Below are 19,767 nucleotides of genomic sequence, written 5' to 3' on the forward strand. Positions count from 1 at the left end.
CATGGCCGAACCTTTGCACATCGCATTCCTGCTGTTTCCCGACATTACCCAGCTCGACCTGACCGGGCCGGCGCAGGTGCTCTCCCGGCTGGGCAATGTGACGCTCGACCTGGTGGCGAAGACGCGCGATCCGGTGCGTACCGACGCGCTGTTCGATCTGCATCCCACTGCGACCTTCGCTGAGGTGCCGCGCGCCGATATTCTTTGTGTGCCGGGCGGGTTCGGGACGGTGGCGGCAATGGAGGACGCCGAGACCCTGGCGTGGCTGCGGGAGGTGGCCGAGGGCGCGACCTGGGTGACTAGCGTGTGCACCGGATCGCTGCTGCTCGGCGCGGCGGGGCTGCTCAGGGGCTATCGTGCGGGCTGCCATTGGGGTTCGCGCGAGCAGCTCGCCTGGTTCGGCGCCGAGCCCGTCGCCGAGCGCGTGGTGTTCGACCGCAACCGGGTGACGGGCGGCGGGGTGACCGCCGGGATCGACTTCGCGCTGGCGCTGACCGCAGCGATCCGCGGCGAGGAGCATGCGCGGTTCGTGCAGCTGAGTTTGGAGTATGATCCGGCGCCGCCGTTCGATGCCGGCTCTCCGGAACGCGCCGGGGTGGAGACGGTGGCGCGGTATCGGGCGATGGTGGAGAAGTTCGCGCCGGGGCGAGCGGAGAAGGTGAAGGCGATTGCCGAGGGGTTGGGGTTCTAATTCCTCCCCGCGCTTGCTCGGAGAGGGGGACCATTCGCTTTAGCGAATGGTGGAGGGGTCGGCACCACGCGCCGGTGCCCGGCGCGCCCCTCCACCACCGCCTTCGGCGGCGGTCCCCCTCCCCCAGACAAGCTGGGGGAGGAATTTACGCGAGCATCTTCGCCGCGCCCTTGAGATCCTCGACGAAGGCGGCGAACTCGTCCTCGGCCTTTGACCGGTCGGGCAGGCGCAGCAGGAAGCTCGGGTGGATCGTCACCCAGCCGAGGCCGCCTTCGGGCAGCTCGATCGGCCAGCCGCGTGTCGCGGTGATCGTCACCGCCTTGCCGAGCAACTGGCGCGCGGCCGTGGCGCCGAGCGCCACGGTGATCTCGGGTTTGATCAGCAGCCGCTCCTGCTCATACCACCAGCGGCAGGCCTGGATCTCGCCGGCATCGGGCTTGGAATGGATACGGCGCTTGCCGCGCGGCTCGAACTTGAAGTGCTTGACGGCATTGGTGACGTAGACGGCGGCGCGGTCGATCTTTGCGGCGGCCATCGCCTTGTCGAACATCTCGCCGGCGGGGCCGATAAAGGGGCGGCCGGCAAGATCCTCCTGGTCGCCGGGCTGCTCGCCGACGATCATCATGCGGGCATCGACCGGGCCTTCGCCGAACACGGTCTGCGTGGCGTGCCTGTAGAGGTCGCAGCGGGTGCAATGCGCGGCTTCCTCGCGCAGCGCCTGCCAGGCGCCTTCGATATTGCCGCCGGGGCGGATCGCACTTGCCACCATCGCCGTCTCCCGCTGGCGCGCACCGGCGACCAGCTCCCTGACCAACGCGGTTTCGGGCATGTTTTTCCAATATTTGCGCGGCATCTCCTTGAGCATCGCGCCGGTCTTGAGGCGGGCCGGATTGAAGATCGAGGCGTAATAGGTCTTCCAAATATCCTCGACCGGGTCTTCGCCGGGGGCGTCGGCCTTGGTCGCGCCGGGGCCTTCGCTGAGTGTCTCGGTGTCCCAGTGGAGCGAGAGTTCGGGGGTGAGGATCGACCAGCGCATATTGGCGAAGCGCTCGACGAAGAAACGGGCATTGGCGCGGACGATGTGGTGGCTGGGCTCGAACCAGGCGACATAGCGGGTGTTGGGTTCGCCGGTGCCGGGGAAAGGTAGCGCATCGCGGACTTCGCGGAAGCGGACGAAGGCGCGCATCTTGTGGATGTCGCGACGGACTTCGCGGGCCATGGCCTCGAGGCGGCGGACGAGCGGATCGGCCTGGTCGGCGATGCGGTGCGGGTCGCCGGCGAGAAGCGCGTAGAGCAGGGCGAAGCGCTCGGGGTCCGAATGGAGGATCGCCGACTGGGCGAGGTCGAGAAAGGCACGCGGGACCTTGAGCGCGCGCGGCGCGGCTGGCGGCATGACGGCTTCGTCGGCGAACAGGTCGATGGGTGTTTCGCCGACCTGCCAGAGGATTTCGGACGCGGGGACGCGAGCCTGGGCGAGCCCGCGCGCGGCGTCGCGCCAGCCCTCGAAATCGTCTTCAGTGGAAAGGGTTACGACGCGCACATTGCCTCCGACCGGAGGGCTCTAACGCTTGTCCGCCGATTTCGGCATCGATTCGATCCAGTCGCGGACCAGCGCGACGCCTTCCTTGTGGACGGTAGCGCGGCCGAGTTCGGGCATGGCGATGCCGGGGTCGGTCGATTGCATGCGGTAGAGCAGGATCGACGCGTCGGGTTGGCCGGGGACGATGTCGAAGTCTCGGGTGCCGGCGCCGCGGCCGGCGGCGGTGGGGCGCTTGAACATGCCGCGCTGCTCGGGATCGGTGCGCCCGAGATCGAGGAACAGGCCGGAGTTGGACGCGGCGCCCTGGGGGTTGTGGCAATGGGCGCAGTTGATTTCGAGCCAGGCGCGGGCGCGGGCATCGACAGGAGCGGACTTGTCGTCCCAGCGGGCGACGCGCGGGGCGTCCTTTGGCAAGCGATCGAGCATGCCGGCGGCGAGCATCCTCTCGAGCTGGCCGGCATGGTTGAGATAGCGGGTCTTGACGCCGATCGGGGTGACCTGGCCGGCAAGCCCGTGGCAGTCCTTGCACTGGTTCTGGTTGGGCACGGCGTAGCTGATGCTGTGCTGCTCGCCCGAGGGGTCGGTGAAGGCGACCGGGATACGCGTGCCGGCGCGGCGGATGTCGGCGTCGGTGCCCTCGGCGTTCCAGACATAGGGAATCGGGGTCCAGCCCGAGGCGCGGTGGAGGAGGACGCGCGTCTCGAGCGGCTTGAACACGCCGTTCGGGCGGTAGCCGAAAGTCTTGATCAGCGCGGCGCCGATGGGGAGGTCGAGCGGCTTGTCGGGCTCGTACTTCGCGTGGGTGCCGGCGGGCAGGTAGAGGTAGCGCTCCTTCTCGGCATAGTCGGAGAAGAGCGGAGTTTCGAGATCGTAGGCGATCATGCGCTGGGCCGGAGCGCGGGTCTTGAGGTCGGCGAAGAAGGCATAGTCGGAAAGGTGCGCGGGCCAGCCCTCGCCGGTGATCGCGGCGTCGTTCACGCTGCCGGGGCGGCCGAGCAGCGCGGCGGCGAACAGGGCTGCCGCGCCGAAAAGCATCTTCATTTGGCGGCGGCTTCCATTGCGGCGGGTAGCAAGATGCGCGCGGCCACCTTCTGCAACGCCTTCTCCTGCAGCGCGATGATCTGCGGCTTTGCCGTCTCGATCCCGGCGCCCAGCGCAAGGTTGAGCGTCAGCACCGGTGCGTCAGCGACGCCGGTGAGGTTGACCTTGTCGCCGCCGGTGCCGTCCCAGAAGATCGGCGGCAGCGTGCCGCCCAGCGCCTGCGCGAGCGCCGCGCCGCCGGGCATCGCAGGAGCGAAGCCGGCGCGGCCATGCTTGTTATGGCCGATATAGATGTCGCGCGGATAGGGGTCGTAGCTCTTGTCCTCGAAAGGCTGGCGATACGCGACGACCATGATGTTGGCGGTGCCATTGCCCGACAGGGTGTTGGCGACAACCTGCACGTCGTTCTCGGCCATCACCAGCACGCCGGTGCCGGTGGGCACGGTGGCGACGGTATTGCCCGGCGGGGCGAAATTGGGTGTGTCGTTGTCTATCAACTTGTTGTCCTTGACCAGGACATAGCCTGCGCCGCGCTTGGGAAGCGCCGGCAGGTCGAACACCAGGATCCCGCCGGTATTGTGGGTGGCAAGGTTGTTCGTCACTTCGGCATAGCCGCTATTCTCGATCTCGATCCCGGCGACATTGTACATGGCGGTCGAGTTGCGGACGATGATCCGGTTGGACTGGCCGACATAGATGCCCGCGTCCGAGGCGCCGCTGACGGTGACACCGTCGATCAGCACGTCGCTGCTCTCGACGGGGTAGACGCCATAGGCGCCGTTGCTCGCCTTGGGCCCGCCGGTCCATTCGACGCGGACATTCTTGTAGACGATGCGGTCGGCCCCCTTGGACTTGATGCCGTCGCCCTTGCTGTCCTCCACGGCGAAATCGCGCAGCACGACGTCGTCGGAGGTGACGAGCAAGCCCTCCCCGGCCCCCAACTGGCCCTTGAAGCTGAGCACGGTCTTGTCGGTGCCGGCGCCACGCACCGTGACCCCGGCTACGTCGAGGCTGAGACCGTCGGTCAGCTCGAAGCGTCCGGCGCCGATGCGGACGGTGTCGCCGGGTTTGGCATCGAGCAAGGCGGACTGGAGGCGTTCCTGCGCGTTGGGGCCGGCCTCGACGAGGATGTCCTTGGCCAAGGCAGGCGTCGCGGCGAGCACCGCGGCGAGCGCACAGAATCGAAGCATCCCTCTCTCCCTCTTGCGTATTTTCGAGGGATGATACGCCTTCGGACGCGAATTGACAGTCCTGTCAGTTACTCGCGTTCATCGCCCGGAGGGTTGGCTTCAGCACGAGCGAGCTCCTTCGGCTTGCGCTTCTCGAACAGCTTGCCTAGCTGTTCTTCCTGCGCCGCCGAAAGATGCTTCGCCGCGGTGGGGAACATCTCTTCCTCTTCCTCGTCGATATGATGGAGGTAGCGGTGGCGCATCTCCTTGAACTTCACCAGCCAGCCGGGCGAGGACATCTCCATCGCGATCAGCTCGCCGAGATAGTCGTCGACTTCCTTGTGCTCGGAAACCGAATGGCGCGCATCCTCGCGCAGGTCAGGATCGGCGAGCATTGTCGCATAGAGCGCTTCTTCTTCGGCCGCGGCGTGCGACTGTAGTTCGAGGCGAAGCTGCTCGAACAGCGCGCGCCGATCCTTGCTGTCGCCCACCGTCTCGCCCACTCGCTCCAGCAGCACGCGCTGGCGATCATGGTCGGCGATGAGGTCCCGGAAAATGCGTGCGTCGGCCATGTCTGCTCCTTGGTCAGGAGCGAGAACCGCTCAGGCGGCGAATAGTTCGAGCTGTTCGCGCTTCGGGGCGACCAGCGCGCGCAGATCGGCGCGGTCGGCGAGCGCGACCGGGCGCCAGTCCTCGGCGATCAGGAAGGGGCGGACCTTCGCGATCGAGGCAGTGAGCCGCGCGACATCGGCGAGGCGCAGCCGACGCCAGCGGCGGGTGGCGAGGATCGCATCGATCGCCTTGATGCCGAGCCCGGGGACCCGCAGCAGCGCCTCGCGCGGGGCGCGATTGACGTCGACCGGGAAGGATTCGCGGAACTTCAACGCCCAGGCGAGCTTGGGATCGATGTCGAGCGGGAGCATGCCGGTGGCGGGATCGGCGGCCTCGGCGACTTCCTTCGGCTTATAGTCGTAGAAGCGCATCAGCCAGTCGGACTGGTAAAGCCGGTGCTCGCGCATCAGGGGCGGGCGCTGCAGGGGAAGCACCGCGCTGGCATCGGGGATCGGGCTGAACGCCGAATAATAGACGCGGCGGAGCTGGAACTTCGAGTAGAGCCCCGCGGCGCGCTGGATGATGTCGCCATCGGTCGCAGCATCGGCACCGACGATCATCTGGGTCGACTGGCCGGCCGGGGCGAATTTCGGCGCGGACTTGTAGCGCTTGCCGGCATCCACGGTGTCGTCGATTGCAGTGCGGACGTCCTGCATCGCGCCTTCGATACGCGGCGCCGATTTCTCGGGGGCGAGCCGGGTGAGACCGGCGACGGTGGGCAGCTCGACATTGATCGAGACGCGATCGGCGAACATCCCCGCCTGGTGGACCAGCTCGGGATCGGCATCGGGGATAGTCTTCAAATGGATATAGCCGCGGAAATCATGGACCTCGCGCAACAGCTGCGCGACACGGACGATCTGCTCCATCGTATAGTTGGACGAGCGGATGATCCCCGAGGAGAGGAATAACCCCTCGATATAATTGCGCCGATAGAAATTGAGCGTGAGATCGACGACTTCCTCGGGCGTGAAGCGCGCGCGGCGGACGTTCGAGCTCTTGCGGTTGATGCAATAATGGCAGTCGAAGATGCAGCTGTTGGTCAGCAGGATCTTGAGCAGCGAGATGCAGCGGCCGTCGGGCGCATAGGCGTGGCAGATGCCCATGCCCTCGGTCGAACCCAGGCCCTTCCCGCCCGCCGAGTTGCGCTTGGATGTGCCCGACGAGGCACAGCTGGCATCATATTTGGCGGCATCGGCGAGGATGGCGAGCTTGGCGCGGAGATCGAGCTGCGACATTTGTTCCTTGTATGTTCTTGATATTGCAGTGTCCAGTGGCATGTGGGAGAGGCACGGCGAAGGGAGCGTGGGATGCGGTGGAAGCTCGACCGGCAATTGCGGATTTTGCTGATCGCGCTGGCCGTGACCTGCGCGCTGGGCTTCGGCTTCAAGCAGCATTGCATGCCGGGCGGCTGGACCGATTCCGAGCAGTATATCACGGGCTGCTATAGCGACGCGGTGCCCTTCTGGACCGCGCGCGGGGTCGACAAGGGCAAGGTCCCCTATCTGCAGACACCGATCGAATATCCCGTGCTGACCGGCGCGGCGATCTGGGTCGAGGGGAGTGCCACCCGCCTGCTCTTCGGCCGCCATGCCAATGACGGCGATTTCCTGGGCGTGGTGACGGTGGTGAACATCGCGCTCGCCTTTCTGATGCTGTGGATATTGTGGCGCGCGGGGCTGGACCGGCAGCGGCTATGGTGGTGGGCGGCGGCGCCGCCGCTGATCCTCTATGTCGGGCATAACTGGGACATGATCGCCGTGGCGCTGGCGGTGGCCGCGCTGCTGCAGGCGCGCGAGAACCGGCTGGTGCGCGCGGCGGCTTTGGCCGGGCTGGGCGTGGCAGCCAAGCTGTTCCCGATCGTGATCCTGCCGCTGGTCGGACTGGCGGCACTGTTCGAGCGCGAGCGGAGCTGGCCGCAGCGCCTGGGCCGGGCAGCGCTGGTAACGCTGGCGGCGGTGGGCGCCTGGGGCCTGGTAAACCTGCCGGTTGCGCTGGCGGCGCCGGGCAATTGGGCGGAATTCTATCTCTTCTCGCAGTCGCGCAGCGGCACGGCGGCGGGCAGCTGGGACGTGCTGGGCAATCTCGGCTGGCTGCAGACCAGCGTCGCGGACAAGAATCTCTACGCGACGCTGGCCTTTGCGACCGGCGGGACCGCGATCGTCGCGCTCGGCTGGCGGCGGCACCGCGACCGGCTGTGGCTGCTCGCGACGCCGCTGCTCGCCTGGTTCCTGCTGACCAACAAGGTCTATTCGCCGCAATTCGACCTGTGGCTATGGCCGCTGCTGGTGATGACCGCGCCGCGGCTATGGCCGGTGGCGCTGTTCGCGGCGACCGGAATCTGGGCCTATTTCTCCGAGTTCTGGTTCTTCGCCGGGATGGACGGGGCGTGGCCGTCGGCGAGCACGATCGACATCGCCTTTGCCGCGATGGCGCGGGCATTGGTGATGCTCTGGATCATCGCGGATTGCTTGCGTAAGCGCCCGCCGGAATGGGTGGGGCGGTGGCCGGTCAGGGCATCCCAAAGCTGATCCCCGGCGAAGGCCGGGGCCCAGTTGCGATGATATTCGAGAGATTCGTCCGCCCTCTCCCTGTGCCCGATACTGGGCCCCAGCCTTCGCCGGGGATCAGGTCAGGAAATGATCACGGCAGCGGCAGATTCTCTTCCGCCTTCTTGCGCGCGCGGACATCGGCGCGGGCGGCGGTGGCTTCCTTGACGAAGCAGCCGGTGGTACCGCCGACGCCAGCGGTGGTGCAGCTGCCGGTGCCGAAGCCGCCCGCGGTGACCGCGTCCTGCGAGCGGACCGCCCAGCTCTCGGTCTTCTGCGGCGGACCGCCCTGCTCGCGCAGGTTCGACGGAATGCGGTAGCGCTCGCGCTCGTCGAGCTTCTTGCAGACCACGATCTCTTCGCCGTTCGAGTTGGTCGGGCATTTGTCGTTGCCGTAGATGATCAGCACGCCGTTCTGCGCCGCGTTCTGCGCGTGCGCGGCGGCGGGCATCAGCATCGGAATGGCTGCGAGCGCGCCTGCGATCAGGATCCGGTTCAACATGGGCTTCACTCCTGCTGTGCCGTGCATCGACTCAAACGGCTGAATGGGGGGTTTATATCCGTTTCGAGACCGCAATGGCAGCACGGCAGCCGGCACGGATCAATCCGGACAAGACCGGATAGGCCGGCGCATTTTCCGCGCCATGGGCGAGCGCGGTGTCGCGGTGCTCGAGCTCCTCGTCGCGAAACTTCGCCACGGCTTCATGCAGTTCGGGGTCGGAGGCGCCGATCTCTTCGAGCTGCTGCTGATAGTGGAGATCGATCTCGGTCTCGATCGCCGCGGTGCAGGCCATCGCCGCTTCGGGCCCGATCGCCGCGGTGACCGCGCCCAGTGCGAAGCCGGCGACATCCCAGAAGGGCTGGAGCGCGGTGGGGCGCACGCTGCGCCGGGCAATCATCGAATCGAAAAAGGCGCGGTGGCGCTCTTCCTGGCTCGCCATGCCGGCGATCATCCGCGCAACCGGCGTGCGATCGCCCATCACCGCGAGCTGGCCAGCATAGATGCGCGTCGCGCCATATTCGCCCGCCTGATCGACACGGACCATCGAGGTCATGCCTTCGCGCCGATCGCCGGGCTTCCAGCTCATGCGCGGCCCTTGCGTGCGGCCAGCGCGAAGATCAGCGCCGCGCCGGTGAGCGAGAAGATCGCGTTGAAGCCGGCCAGGCTGATCCCGAACCACGTCCATTGCGGCACGTCGCAGCGGATCAGCGGGCGGCGCATCGCGTCGGTAAGCATGTCCATCGGCGTGGCGCCGTGGACCTGCGCGGTGCAGGCGGTGAAGCCCTGCCACCATTTATACTCGACCCCGGCATGGTAGACGCCGATGCCGCCGCTGACCGCCACCGCGAGCCCGGCGAGCAGGACCAGGCCGAGCTGGGCGCGGCGATCCTTCACCAGAAAGGCGGACGCGGCAATCACGATCGCCACATAATGCGGATAGCGCTGCCACCAGCACATCTCGCACGGCACCAGCCCGAAATGCTCGGTGATGTGCGCGCCGCCGACCAGCGCCAGCGGCAGAAGGAGCGCGATCCAGCGCGCGGTGCGGAGCCCGTCTGCCTGCATCGTCTTACTTGCTCTTCGCCGCGGCTACCTGGGTCTTGGGCCCGAGGCGCGAGATGGTCTGCAGCGCATAATGGAGCTGGAAGTCCTCTACGCCTTCCTTCTTGAGCTGCTCGGCGGTCTTCGAGAAGCGCGGATCGGCGCGCTGATCATCCTCGAGCACCGAATCATCGACCTTGTCGTTGTTGATCAGGTGGCTGCGCAGATCGGCCTCGCGGATCGACGGGCGGCTCTTGTAATCGGGATCGCTGAGCTGCGGCACGAGCAGGTCGGGCTTGATGCCGCCTTCCTGCACCGAACGGCCCGATGGCGTGTAATAGCGCGCCGTGGTGAGGCGGAGCGCCGCGCGCGGGCCCATCGGCAGGATCGACTGGACCGAGCCCTTGCCGAAGCTGCGCACACCCATGACCAGCGCGCGGTGATGATCCTGGAGCGCGCCGGCAACGATCTCGGAGGCCGAGGCAGTGCCCGCGTCGATCAGCACGACCACCGGCAGCCCCTTGGCGAGATCGCCCGGGACCGAGGCGATGCCAGGCTCGTTCACATCGGCATACCAGCGCTCAATATCGGTCTTCTCGCGACCGCGCTGCGAGACGATCTCGCCGTGCCCGAGGAAGATGTCGGAGACCTCGATCGCCTGCGACAAGAGGCCGCCGCCATTTTCGCGCAGGTCGACGATATAGCCGAGCGGCTTGTGGCCCAGCTTGGCGTCGATCGCTTGGATCGCCTTGATCGTGTCGGCGCCGGTCTGCGCAGTGAAGGTGTTGATGTTGAGGATGCCGACGCCGTCCTTGATCTCCCACTTCACCGGGCGCTGGACGATGATCTCGCGCGTCATGGTGAACGTGAGCGGCTTGTCGGCGCCAGGGCGGACCACGGTGAGCGTGACGCTGGTGCCCGGCTTGCCGCGCATCTGCTCGATCGCATCGTCGAGCTGGCCGCCGACGATGAACTTGCCGTCGATATGGGTGATGAAGTCACCGGTCTTCATGCCCGCGCGTGCCGCCGGAGTGTCCTCGGTCGGGGCGACGACCTTCACGGCGCCGTCTTCCTGCGTCACGGTGAGGCCGAGGCCGCCGTAATTGCCGTCGGTCTGGATCTTGAGATTGTCGTACTCGAGCCCGTCGGCGAAGCTGCTATGCGGATCGAGCGCGGCGAGCATGCCCTGGATCGCGCCCTTCATCAGCGTGGCGTCATCGACCTTGTCGACGTAATTCGCCTTCACCTGGCTGTAGACTTCCATGAAGGTATCGAGCTCCTTGAAGCTCGAAGTGTCGACGCTGGCCATGGCGCCGGAGGCGACGGGAACAAGCGCCAGCGCGCCGACGGCGGCGGTGACCTGGAGAAACGAACGAAGCATAATCACTTTCCGGAAACGCGTTCTTCAAGAGCAATCTAGGACGGGATCGCGGCAATTGCACGGCCCAATCAGCCCAACAGGCGGGCAAGGTCCATGGGCTCGCCGCGGCGGCGCAGCTCGACGGTGACGCGCGGGGCGTCGCCTGCGGTGGCGCGGCCGATGCGGGTGCCCTGCCCGACCTGAGCTCCGACACGCACGGCGATGCCGCCGATCCCAGTGACCGAGCTGGTCCAGCCATTGCCATGATCGATGATCACCACGCCGCCATAATCGCGGAACGGGCCGGCGAAGAGGATGCGGCCGGGGGCGGGCGCAACAGCGTCGGCATTGGCGGCGCAGGCGAGCGTGACGCCGCGGGCGCGCACGCCGGTGGGGGAAAGCTCGCCCATGCCGGTGACGACCGCGCCGGCGACGGGGAGGATATAGGGCGCGCCGCCCTTCCGAGTGGCGGCGGCCACGGCGCTGCCCGGGCGCGGGAGCGGGCCGGGAAGCGCGGCGAGGCCGGCCTGGATCTGCGCGGCCTCGCCGGCGGTCTCCATCTGGTCGACGATCTCGCGGGCGCGCTCGCCCAGCGCAATCGCGCGATCCGATTCGACCAGCGCGTTGCGGCCGAGTTCGGCCGAGCGGGCGCGGTGATCGGCCTCGAGCTTTACAAGCCCGATCCGCTCATTCTCGATTCGCTGGCGCGCATCGCGGAAGCTGGTCACCGCTGCCTGCGCGTCGGCGCGGAGCGCGCGGACCCGGCTCAGCTCGGCACGGACGTCGCGGGTGCGCGCCTCGACCACGGGCATGACGGTGCCGAGCACTGCGCGGACATGGACCATGTCGCCGGTCGAGCCGGGCTGGACGAGGCCGAGCACTGCCGGACGGCGCGCCATCGACTGGAGCGCGGCGATCAGGCGGAGGATCGGCCCCTGGCGCTCGGCGACGCGGGTGCGCTGGTCGGCGAGCTGGCGATCGACGATGCCGATGCGCGCGCGCGCGGCGGCGATGTCGGCCTCGGCGGCCTTGATCCGCTCGGCGGCCGCGGCTTCCTGCGCACGGGCCTGCGCGGCCTGGTCGCGCTCGGCGCTGGCCTGGCGCTCGAGCTGGGCGCTGCGGGCCTGTGCTGTCTGGGACTGGGCATTGGCATCGCGCAACCGGCCCTGCTGCTCGGCCAGGCTCGGCACCTGCGCGGCGGCGAGGCTGCCGGTCGCGAGGATCGCCAGTAGGCTGGCGCTGAAGAGCAGCGGGCGGAGCACAGGCTCAACCTTCGCGATGATAGGGGTGGTTGGCAAGGATCGAGGTGGCGCGCCACAATTGCTCGGCGAGCATCGCGCGCGCCATCATATGCGGCCAGGTCGCGCGGCCGAAGCTGATCAGCAGATGCGCCTGCGCGCGCGCGGCATCGTCAAAGCCGTCCGCCGCACCGATCAGGAACCGCGTCTCGCGCACCCCCTCGTCGCGCCACGCACCGAGCCGCTCGGCGATCACCTTCGACGGAAGGTTCTCGCCCAGCTCGTCGAGCATGACGATGCGGGTAGCGCCGGAGATATCGGGGATCTTGCCGCCGGTATCGGGCAGCTCGGTCACCCGCGTCGGCCATTGGATGCGCTTCAGATAGCGATCGACCAGTTCCGCTTCCGGACTCCGGCCGATCTTGCCGCGCGCGACGATGTGGAGCTGCATTGCCCTGCGGCTCCGCTAGAAGATCAGGCCTGGCCGGTTTCGCCGAACGACCACATCCGCTCGAGATTGTAGAAGCTGCGCACTTCTGGGCGGAACAGGTGGACGATGACGTCGCCGGCATCGATCAGCACCCAATCGGCGGTGGGCAGGCCCTCCACGCGCGGGGTGCGGCCGAACTCGGCCTTGATCTTGTCGGCGAGCTTCATCGCCATCGACGCGACCTGGCGCGTCGAGCGGCCCGAGGCCACGACCATATAATCGGCGATGCTGCTCTTGCCGGCGAGCGGGATCGAGACCGTCTCGACCGCCTGATCGTCGTCGAGCGACGCCATCACGAGCTGGTGCAGCGCTTCGATGCTAGCATTGGCATCAGAGGAACGCAGAACATTGGGCGAAGTGGCCAAGGGGCCTCCTAGGGTTGCAACTTGTCTGTGCGGAATTGTGATGGAGACGACGCCGCGTAGCGCCGGTGCCAGGCCGGATCGGCGGCCCGAAGGCGTGTCGCCGAGGTAGGATCGGGGCGGAAGCGCAACAGCACGAGGGCCGGCAATCTCCAACGCGTCCAGTTCTTTGCCTGGGCTGCGGGCCGCACAGCGCGCCGCATCCAACCCATTGCAGGACTTGCATGGGCGTCCCGATCATAGCCCGGACGGGCGATTACCGCAATCGGAACCTGATGGGCGATGAAGCGCCAGCGCTGCCATTTGTGGAACTGGGCGAGATTGTCCGCCCCCATCAGCCAGATGAAGCGGTGGCGCGGGAACAGGCGGGGTAGCTTCTGGAGCGTATCGGCGGTGTAGCGCGTCTTGATCCGCTTCTCGATGTCGCTCACCCGGATCGGGGCGTGGCGCGCCATCCGTTGCGCCGAGGCTATGCGCGCCTTGAACGGCGCCATGCCCGCCTTGTCCTTGAGCGGATTGCCCGGCGAGACCAGCCACCAGACCTCGTCGAGCCCCAGCGCGCGAATGGCGTGGAGCGAGAGCTTGCGGTGGCCGAGATGCGCCGGATTGAACGAGCCGCCGAGCAGTCCGATTCGCTTCAAGGCCGGGCCTGCCCCGTACCGCGCACTACCCATTTATACGTCGTCAGCCCTTCGAGCGCGACCGGACCGCGCGCGTGGAGGCGGCCGGTGGAGATGCCGATCTCGGCGCCCAGGCCGAACTCGCCGCCATCGGCAAACTGGGTGGAGGCGTTCCACACCACGATCGCGCTGTCGACTTGCGCCAGGAAACGCTCGGCGGTGGCTTCGTCGGCGGTGACGATCGCATCGGTATGGTGCGAGCCGTGCGCGGCGATGTGCGCCATCGCAGCGTCCACCCCGTCGACCAGCTTCACCGAGAGGATCGAATCGAGATATTCGGTGTCCCAATCCTCGGACGTGGCGGCGACCATGCGCGGCTCGAGCGCCCGGACATCGGCATCCCCGCGGAGCTCGCAACCGGCATCGGCCAGCGCCGCGAGGATCGGCTTGGGATCGGCGAAGGCCCGGTCGATCAGCAACGTCTCGGTGGCGCCGCAGATGCCGGTGCGGCGCATCTTGGCGTTGAGCGCGAGATCGCGCGCCATCTCGGGATCGGCGGCACGATCGATATAGGTGTGGTTGAGTCCGTCGAGATGCGCGAGCACCGGCACGCGCGCCTCGGCCTGGACGCGCGCGACAAGGCTCTTGCCGCCGCGCGGAACGATCATGTCGATCATGCCTTCGGCAGTGAGCATCGCGCCGACCGCGGCGCGATCAGTGACGGGGATGAGCTGAACCGCATCTTCGGGCATGCCGCCTTCGGCGAGACCGCGGGCAAGCGCCGCATGGATCGCGCGGTTCGAACGGATCGCTTCCGAGCCGCCGCGCAGGATCGCGGCATTGCCCGCCATCGCGCAGAGCGCGCCGGCATCGGCAGTGACGTTGGGCCGGCTCTCATAGATGATGCCGATCACGCCGATCGGCACGCGCACGCGAGTCAGGACCAGGCCGTTGGGGCGATCGACGCGGTCGATCACATCACCGACGGGATCGGCGAGCGCGGCCACGGCCTCGACGCCGGCGGCCATGCTCTCGATGCGCTTTTCGTCGAGCTTCAGCCGATCGAGCAGCGCGCCCGACAGGCCATTGGCTTCGGCAGCAGCCATATCCTCGGCATTGGCGGCCTGAATCGAAACAGCGTCGGCGCGGATCGCGGCGGCGGCGGCGCGCAACGCCCGGGCCTTGGCAGCGGTTGGCATCGCGGCGAGCTGCACGGCTGCGCTACGCGCGCGTCGGGCCATCTGGGCGACAAGGGCTGCGGTGTCGGTCATGCTGCGCATGCGCCTAGCACGTGCAACATGAAGCTGATAGGTCCCGGCCATGTCGGGGGAAATCGAAGCAGCCGGGGAACTGGCGACAGGGGCATTGCTCGGACGCGCGTTCGAGCCGGGCGCGGGCGAAGGCCATGGCGGGGGGCACCATATGTGCCTCAATTGCGGCACCGCGCTGATCGGGCCGCATTGCCATGCTTGCGGCCAGGCGGGGCATGTCCACCGTTCGCTCCACGCGATCGGGCATGACCTGCTGCACGGCGTCTTCCATTTCGACGGCAAGCTTTGGCGCACGCTGCCGATGCTGGCCTGGCGCCCGGGCGACCTGACCAAGCGCTATATCGCCGGCGAGCGCGCGCGCTTCGTATCGCCGATGGCGATCTTCCTCTTCTCGGTCTTCGCGATGTTCGCGGTCTTTTCCTGGGTGGGGATCTCGGCGCCGACCGACCTCAATACCGGCAATCTGAAGCCGGTCGCTGCGATCGACTTCGCCCGCAAGGATGCGCAGAACGATCTCGTCTCGGCGCAAAAGAACCTGGCCGAGGCCAAGACCGAGGCGAAGCGCGCCAAATATCGCGAGAAGATCGCCGATGCACAGGACGACCTGGCCGGGCTAGACAAGGCCGCCAAATCGCTGGGCAGCGGTGATCTCCATGTCGAGACGACGGAAGCGCATACCGGCTGGCACGCGCTCGATCACGGGATCGAGAAGTGGCAGAAGAACCCCGCGCTGATGATGTACAAGCTCCAGTCGGCCAGCTACAAATTCTCCTGGCTGCTGATCCCGCTGTCGCTGCCCTTCCTGTGGCTGCTGTTCTTCTGGAAGCGGCAGTACAAGCTGTACGACCACACGATCTTCATCATCTACTCGATCGCGTTCATGTCGCTGTTCTACATCGTGGTGGCGGTGGCGAACGCAATCGGGCTGGGCGGCGGAATACTGGCACTCGCGGCGCTGATCATCCCCTTCGTCCACATCACTCGCCAGCTGCAGCAGGCCTATCAGCTCCGCTGGTTCTCCGCGATCCTGCGCGCCTGCCTGCTGACCTTCTTCATCTCCTGGATCCTGACCTTGTTCGTGCTGATCCTGCTGGCGCTGGGGATGTTCGGCTAGTCTGCCACGTCTTCCCCGTTCCCCGGCGAAAGCCGGGGCCAGCGGTATCAGGGGCACCAAGCGACACGACCTGGAAACCCTGGGCCCCGGCTTTCGCCGGGGAACATACAGCCAGAGAAAAAGCCCTCCCCCCGATCGCTCGGGAGAGGGCTTTTCTTTTACCAGGCTTCGGGCCTTACGCGCCTTGCGGCGCCGGCTGGCCGAAGGGCCCCTTGGGCTTGCGGATCTTGGGGATCGAGGTGCCCGCCACCGCGGTCGGCCGGGCGATGGCGCCCGGATCCTCACGGCCGAGATCCTCGCCGGCGATCAGCCGCTTGATCTCCTCGCCGGTCAGCGTCTCGTACTCGAGCAGCGCCTGGGCGATGGTGTGGAGCTGGTCGATATGGTCGGTGAGCAGCTGGCGGGCGCGGCCGAGGCCGCGCTCGACGAAGGCCTTCACTTCGCTGTCGATCAGCCGTGCAGTCTCGTCCGACATCGGCTTGGAGCGCGACATCGAATAGCCGTAGGACTCTTCGCTCTCGGAGAAGTCGAGCGGGCCGACCGCGTCCGACAGGCCCCATTTGGTGACCATCGAGCGGGCAAGCCGCGTCGCCTGCTGGATGTCGCTCGACGCGCCCGAGGAGACCTTGTCATAGCCGAAGATCAGCTCCTCGGCGATGCGGCCGCCGAACGCCACGGCGATATCGGCGTGCATCTTGTCGCGGTGGTACGAGTAGCTGTCGCGCTCCGGCAGCGGCTGGACCATGCCCAGCGCGAAGCCGCGCGGGATGATCGTCGCCTTGTGGATCGGATCGGCGGTCGGCTCGTGCGCGAAGACCAGGGCGTGGCCGGCTTCGTGATAGGCGGTCATCCGCTTCTCATCGTCGGTCATCACCATCGAGCGGCGCTCGGCGCCCATCAGCACCTTGTCGCGCGCATCGTCGAATTCCTGCGCCGCGACCAGCCGCTTGCCGCGGCGTGCCGCGAGCAGGGCTGCTTCGTTGACCAGGTTGGCAAGATCGGCACCCGAGAAGCCCGGGGTACCGCGCGCAATGACGCGCGGGTCCACGTCGGGTGCCAGCGGCACCTTCTTCATATGGACCTGGAGGATCTTCACGCGGCCTTCGATGTCCGGACGCGGCACCTGGACCTGACGGTCGAAGCGGCCCGGACGCAGCAGCGCGGGATCGAGCACATCGGGGCGGTTGGTCGCCGCGATGATGATGATGCCTTCATTGGCCTCGAAGCCGTCCATCTCGACGAGCAGCTGGTTGAGCGTCTGCTCGCGCTCGTCATTCTGGTTGCCGAGGCCCGCGCCGCGCGAGCGGCCGACGGCGTCGATCTCGTCGATGAAGACGATGCACGGGGCCGACTTCTTGGCCTGTTCGAACATGTCGCGGACGCGGCTCGCGCCGACGCCGACGAACATCTCGACAAAGTCCGAGCCCGAGATGGTGAAGAAGGGCACGCCCGCCTCACCCGCGATCGCGCGGGCAAGCAACGTCTTGCCGGTGCCGGGCGAGCCGACGAGCAGCGCGCCCTTGGGGATCTTGCCGCCGAGACGAGCGAACTTGGTCGGGTCCTTGAGGAACTCGACGATCTCCTGCAGTTCCTCGCGCGCCTCGTCGATGCCCGCCACGTCGTCAAACGTAACGCGGCCTTCCTTCTGCGTCAGCAGGCGTGCGCGCGACTTGCCAAAGCCCATCGCGCCCGAGCCCGAGCCCTTCTGCATCTGGCGGATCACGAAGAAGGCGATGCCGAGCATCAGCAGGAACGGCAGCGACTGGTAGAGGAGATAGATCCAGATGTTCGGACCTTCCTCGGCGCGCGCGGAAACCTTGACGTTCTTGGAGAGGAGGGTCCCGATCATCGAGGGATCCTCGGGCGCGTTCGTGCGGAACTTGCCGCCGTTCGACAGCTCGCCGCTGACCACGCCGGTGGTGCGCGAGATGTTGACCGACTTCACTTCGCCATTGTTCACCTTGGCCATGAAATCGGAATAGGCGACCGCATCGCCCGCCGCAGGGGCGTTGCGATTGTCGAAGATCGTGACGAACAGCGCGAGCGCCGCCAGGATGCCCACCCAGATCAACAGGCTCTTCATCCAGGGGTTGCCCCCATTTTCCGGACCCTGTTGCTGCTTGTCGTTGTCGCTCATGCGGAATCGGTACCTTTCACGCACCAAGATAGGCACGGCCAAGTTAATGGCAATGGAACAGCGTCGATCAGTGTGATCGACGGGGTGGCGCCAGTTCGAAACGCCAGATACCCGCTTTGGCTCGCCCGATCACTTCCGCAATCGTACCGGTACCGCCGGCATCGAGCTGGCCCAGCAGCGGATCGAGCCCGGTTTCGCGCCAATCGGGGCCGAGGCCGTGCGCGGCGCGGACCGCGGCGACGGCGCGTTCGAGCAGGCGGCGGCGTAGTTCTCGGGGCAGGCCGGCGGGGTCGACCGTGAGCAGATCGCCCTCCTGCACCGCGCGCGCGGCCCATTCGCGCGCCTCGGTCCAGGCGAGCGCATCCTCGGCATCGCGCAGGTTGCGCGCGGCGGCGGCGAGGCGGTCGGCGGGCAAGTCCTCGCTCTCGCCGAGCAGCGCGCGGATACGGGCACGGTCGAAACGGGGATCCTGGTTGGAGGGGTCGCGGACCGGGGCGATGCCCGCGCTTTCGACGATGTCGAGCAGCGCCGCGCGGCTCCAACCGAGCAGTGGGCGGATAAGCAAGGCCTCGCCAAGCGGTCGCGCCGCCGCCATCGCGGCGAGCCCGCCCACGCCGGCACCGCGGCGGGCACGCATCAGAAAGGTCTCGGCGACATCGTCCTGCTGGTGCGCGGTGGCGATCCAGCCGGCACGGCCCCGCGCCCAATCGGCGAGCAGCGCGTAGCGCAGCGCCCGCGCGCCCTGCTGGAGATTGCCCTCGGCGGGAACGATGCCGGCAAGCGTATCGTGCGGCACGTCGATCTGGTTGCACAGCCGCCGGACCAATGCCGCCTCCTCCGCCGCTTCGGGGCGCAGGCCGTGATCGACAGTGGCCGCGATCACCGCGCCCGGGAAGGCGGCATGGGCGAAGAGCAGCAGCGCCAGGCTGTCCGGCCCGCCCGAGACCGCGAGGCCGAGTTGCTGGGCACCGGGCTCAGTGCCGGTCAGTGCCAGCACGTCTCCCCGGAAACGCTCGACTGCCTGAGCGTCGAGCGTCAACCGGTCACTTGCACTTCTGACTTGCACGTCCCTCGGCCATGCCGGTCTTCATCTCGGCCGAAAGCTTGTCGCCATAAAGCTGGTCGAGCTCGGTATAGACCTTGCACACTTCGCTCGCGGGCTTCTTCAGCTTGATGAGCGCCTGGGCGAGATAATAAAGGCTGTCGGGCGCGCGCTCGCCCTTGGGGTTCTTCTTGTAGTTCTCGTAGAAGGCGACGGCCGCCAGGCTGGGCGCGCCGCTATCGAGATAGGCGCGGCCGAGCAGGTTCTGCGAGTAGCTGGCGCGGCGGTGGGTCGGATACTTGGTCGCCACGGCTTCGAGCTCGCGGCGTGCTTCCGGATAAAGCTTCGCCTGCCACAGGCGATAGCCATAGGTATAGCCATCCTCCGCCGGATCGCCCGTAGCCGGCTTCTCGATCGCAGCGAGCTGCTGCGCGCGGGTGCCGGTACCGGACGCGGCCGGCTTCGGCGTGCCCGCGGCCGGCGTGCTCGTGCCGGGGGCGGGGATCGACGGGCGCGGATTGTTCGCGGGCGGACGGATCACGGCGCCGCCGGTATCGGCCGGGACGGTCGTATCCTCGCCGCCCAGCGCCGCATTGGCCACCGAGCGGTCCTCGAGCGACTTGATGCGGGCATCGGTGCCGCGCTTATAGGCGTTGAAGGCGTCCTCAAGCTGGCGCAGGCGATACTGGCCCTGCTCGACCTGGCCGGTGAGCGTGCGCTGCTGCTCCTCGAGCGCCGTAACGCGGCTGCTCATGTCGGCGAGCGGCGAGCTGGACGGGCTGCCGGGAATATTGGTGTCTGTCTCAGGCGTGATCTGCGGCTCGACGGTCTGGCCGGCGCCGCCGGGAAATACCTTGCGCTGTACCGCGCGCATCTCGCGCTCGAGCCGGTCGACGCGCCCATTCAGCGCGGAATCCTGGGCCTGGGCAGTGCCGGCGGCGCCGAACACGACGGCCATTGCAGTGGCGGCAAGAAGAAAACGCATCGA

At 67.5% G+C, this 19,767-nt stretch carries 20 protein-coding genes; 3 read left to right on the plus strand and 17 right to left on the minus strand.

The features are described 5' to 3' along the window. The first annotated feature begins 1 nt into the window (after position 1). Positions 2 to 691 carry a DJ-1/PfpI family protein gene (locus HZY97_RS12080; RefSeq protein ID WP_180143869.1) on the plus strand — a complete coding sequence of 230 codons (690 nt, stop codon included), beginning with the start codon at positions 2 to 4 and terminating at the stop codon, positions 689 to 691. Positions 692 to 836: 145 nt separating this feature from the next. Here the strand turns inward: HZY97_RS12080 and HZY97_RS12085 are convergent, their stop codons facing one another. From HZY97_RS12085 to HZY97_RS12105, 5 genes are all read right to left on the minus strand, one after another. Continuing rightward, complete coding sequence (locus tag HZY97_RS12085; protein ID WP_180143871.1) at positions 837 to 2,231, minus strand: UdgX family uracil-DNA binding protein; 1,395 nt, start codon at positions 2,229 to 2,231, stop codon at positions 837 to 839. Positions 2,232 to 2,252: 21 nt separating this feature from the next. Continuing rightward, a complete protein-coding gene (locus HZY97_RS12090) occupies positions 2,253 to 3,272 on the minus strand; it encodes an SO2930 family diheme c-type cytochrome (protein ID WP_180143873.1) in 1,020 nt (339 codons plus the stop codon). Then, positions 3,269 to 4,462 (minus strand): parallel beta-helix domain-containing protein, encoded by a 1,194-nt coding sequence (locus tag HZY97_RS12095; protein ID WP_180143875.1) that lies wholly within the window; start codon positions 4,460 to 4,462, stop codon positions 3,269 to 3,271. The genes HZY97_RS12090 and HZY97_RS12095 overlap by 4 nt, the downstream gene beginning before the upstream one ends. Positions 4,463 to 4,530: 68 nt before the next feature. Beyond that, entirely contained in the window at positions 4,531 to 5,013 is a 483-nt protein-coding gene (locus tag HZY97_RS12100) for a hemerythrin domain-containing protein (protein ID WP_180143877.1), read from the minus strand. Between the two features lie 30 nt (positions 5,014 to 5,043). Beyond that, the gene (locus HZY97_RS12105; protein ID WP_180143878.1) at positions 5,044 to 6,291 is read right to left on the minus strand and encodes a putative DNA modification/repair radical SAM protein; all 1,248 of its coding nucleotides are present in this window, start codon (positions 6,289 to 6,291) and stop codon (positions 5,044 to 5,046) included. Positions 6,292 to 6,363: 72 nt separating this feature from the next. Between HZY97_RS12105 and HZY97_RS12110 the strand changes: the two genes are divergently transcribed. Continuing rightward, positions 6,364 to 7,584 carry a glycosyltransferase 87 family protein gene (locus HZY97_RS12110; protein WP_180143880.1) on the plus strand — a complete coding sequence of 407 codons (1,221 nt, stop codon included), beginning with the start codon at positions 6,364 to 6,366 and terminating at the stop codon, positions 7,582 to 7,584. A 112-nt stretch (positions 7,585 to 7,696) separates the two neighbouring features. Here the strand turns inward: HZY97_RS12110 and HZY97_RS12115 are convergent, their stop codons facing one another. The 9 genes from HZY97_RS12115 to HZY97_RS12155 all read right to left on the minus strand — a co-directional run bounded on the left by HZY97_RS12115 (position 7,697) and on the right by HZY97_RS12155 (position 14,495). Then, the gene (locus HZY97_RS12115) at positions 7,697 to 8,104 is read right to left on the minus strand and encodes a hypothetical protein (RefSeq protein WP_180143882.1); all 408 of its coding nucleotides are present in this window, start codon (positions 8,102 to 8,104) and stop codon (positions 7,697 to 7,699) included. A 52-nt stretch (positions 8,105 to 8,156) separates the two neighbouring features. Further along, positions 8,157 to 8,690: a demethoxyubiquinone hydroxylase family protein gene (locus HZY97_RS12120; RefSeq protein WP_180143884.1), complete on the minus strand. Its 534-nt coding sequence runs from the start codon at positions 8,688 to 8,690 to the stop codon at positions 8,157 to 8,159. Then, positions 8,687 to 9,169, minus strand: a complete 483-nt coding sequence (locus HZY97_RS12125; RefSeq protein ID WP_180143886.1) for a disulfide bond formation protein B — start codon at positions 9,167 to 9,169, stop codon at positions 8,687 to 8,689. The genes HZY97_RS12120 and HZY97_RS12125 overlap by 4 nt, the downstream gene beginning before the upstream one ends. 4 nt (positions 9,170 to 9,173) lie before the next feature. Then, entirely contained in the window at positions 9,174 to 10,526 is a 1,353-nt protein-coding gene (locus tag HZY97_RS12130) for a S41 family peptidase (RefSeq protein ID WP_180143888.1), read from the minus strand. 68 nt (positions 10,527 to 10,594) lie between these two features. Beyond that, positions 10,595 to 11,767, minus strand: coding sequence for a murein hydrolase activator EnvC (locus tag HZY97_RS12135; RefSeq protein WP_373684349.1), 1,173 nt, complete (start codon positions 11,765 to 11,767; stop codon positions 10,595 to 10,597). Positions 11,768 to 11,771: 4 nt separating this feature from the next. Continuing rightward, positions 11,772 to 12,194 (minus strand): 23S rRNA (pseudouridine(1915)-N(3))-methyltransferase RlmH, encoded by a 423-nt coding sequence (locus tag HZY97_RS12140; protein WP_180143890.1) that lies wholly within the window; start codon positions 12,192 to 12,194, stop codon positions 11,772 to 11,774. A gap of 23 nt (positions 12,195 to 12,217) precedes the next feature. After that, positions 12,218 to 12,526 carry a ribosome silencing factor gene (gene rsfS, locus HZY97_RS12145; protein WP_180144577.1) on the minus strand — a complete coding sequence of 103 codons (309 nt, stop codon included), beginning with the start codon at positions 12,524 to 12,526 and terminating at the stop codon, positions 12,218 to 12,220. 80 nt (positions 12,527 to 12,606) lie between these two features. After that, positions 12,607 to 13,236, minus strand: coding sequence for a nicotinate-nucleotide adenylyltransferase (locus tag HZY97_RS12150; RefSeq protein WP_257215023.1), 630 nt, complete (start codon positions 13,234 to 13,236; stop codon positions 12,607 to 12,609). Beyond that, entirely contained in the window at positions 13,233 to 14,495 is a 1,263-nt protein-coding gene (locus HZY97_RS12155) for a glutamate-5-semialdehyde dehydrogenase (RefSeq protein ID WP_180143894.1), read from the minus strand. The genes HZY97_RS12150 and HZY97_RS12155 overlap by 4 nt, the downstream gene beginning before the upstream one ends. Positions 14,496 to 14,535: 40 nt before the next feature. Here HZY97_RS12155 and HZY97_RS12160 point away from each other — a divergent pair, with 40 nt between their 5' ends. Beyond that, complete coding sequence (locus HZY97_RS12160) at positions 14,536 to 15,600, plus strand: DUF3667 domain-containing protein (RefSeq protein WP_180143896.1); 1,065 nt, start codon at positions 14,536 to 14,538, stop codon at positions 15,598 to 15,600. Between the two features lie 175 nt (positions 15,601 to 15,775). Here HZY97_RS12160 and ftsH read toward each other — a convergent pair whose 3' ends face one another. The 3 genes from ftsH to HZY97_RS12175 all read right to left on the minus strand — a co-directional run bounded on the left by ftsH (position 15,776) and on the right by HZY97_RS12175 (position 19,764). Further along, entirely contained in the window at positions 15,776 to 17,737 is a 1,962-nt protein-coding gene (gene ftsH / locus HZY97_RS12165; RefSeq protein WP_180143898.1) for an ATP-dependent zinc metalloprotease FtsH, read from the minus strand. A gap of 67 nt (positions 17,738 to 17,804) precedes the next feature. Next, positions 17,805 to 18,776: a tRNA lysidine(34) synthetase TilS gene (tilS, locus tag HZY97_RS12170; protein ID WP_218943026.1), complete on the minus strand. Its 972-nt coding sequence runs from the start codon at positions 18,774 to 18,776 to the stop codon at positions 17,805 to 17,807. Positions 18,777 to 18,780: 4 nt separating this feature from the next. Further along, the gene (locus HZY97_RS12175) at positions 18,781 to 19,764 is read right to left on the minus strand and encodes a tol-pal system YbgF family protein (protein ID WP_180143902.1); all 984 of its coding nucleotides are present in this window, start codon (positions 19,762 to 19,764) and stop codon (positions 18,781 to 18,783) included. Positions 19,765 to 19,767: the final 3 nt, after the last annotated feature.

This window comes from Sphingomonas sp. R-74633 (assembly GCF_013416555.1).
Classification (GTDB): Bacteria; Pseudomonadota; Alphaproteobacteria; order Sphingomonadales; family Sphingomonadaceae; genus Sphingomonas.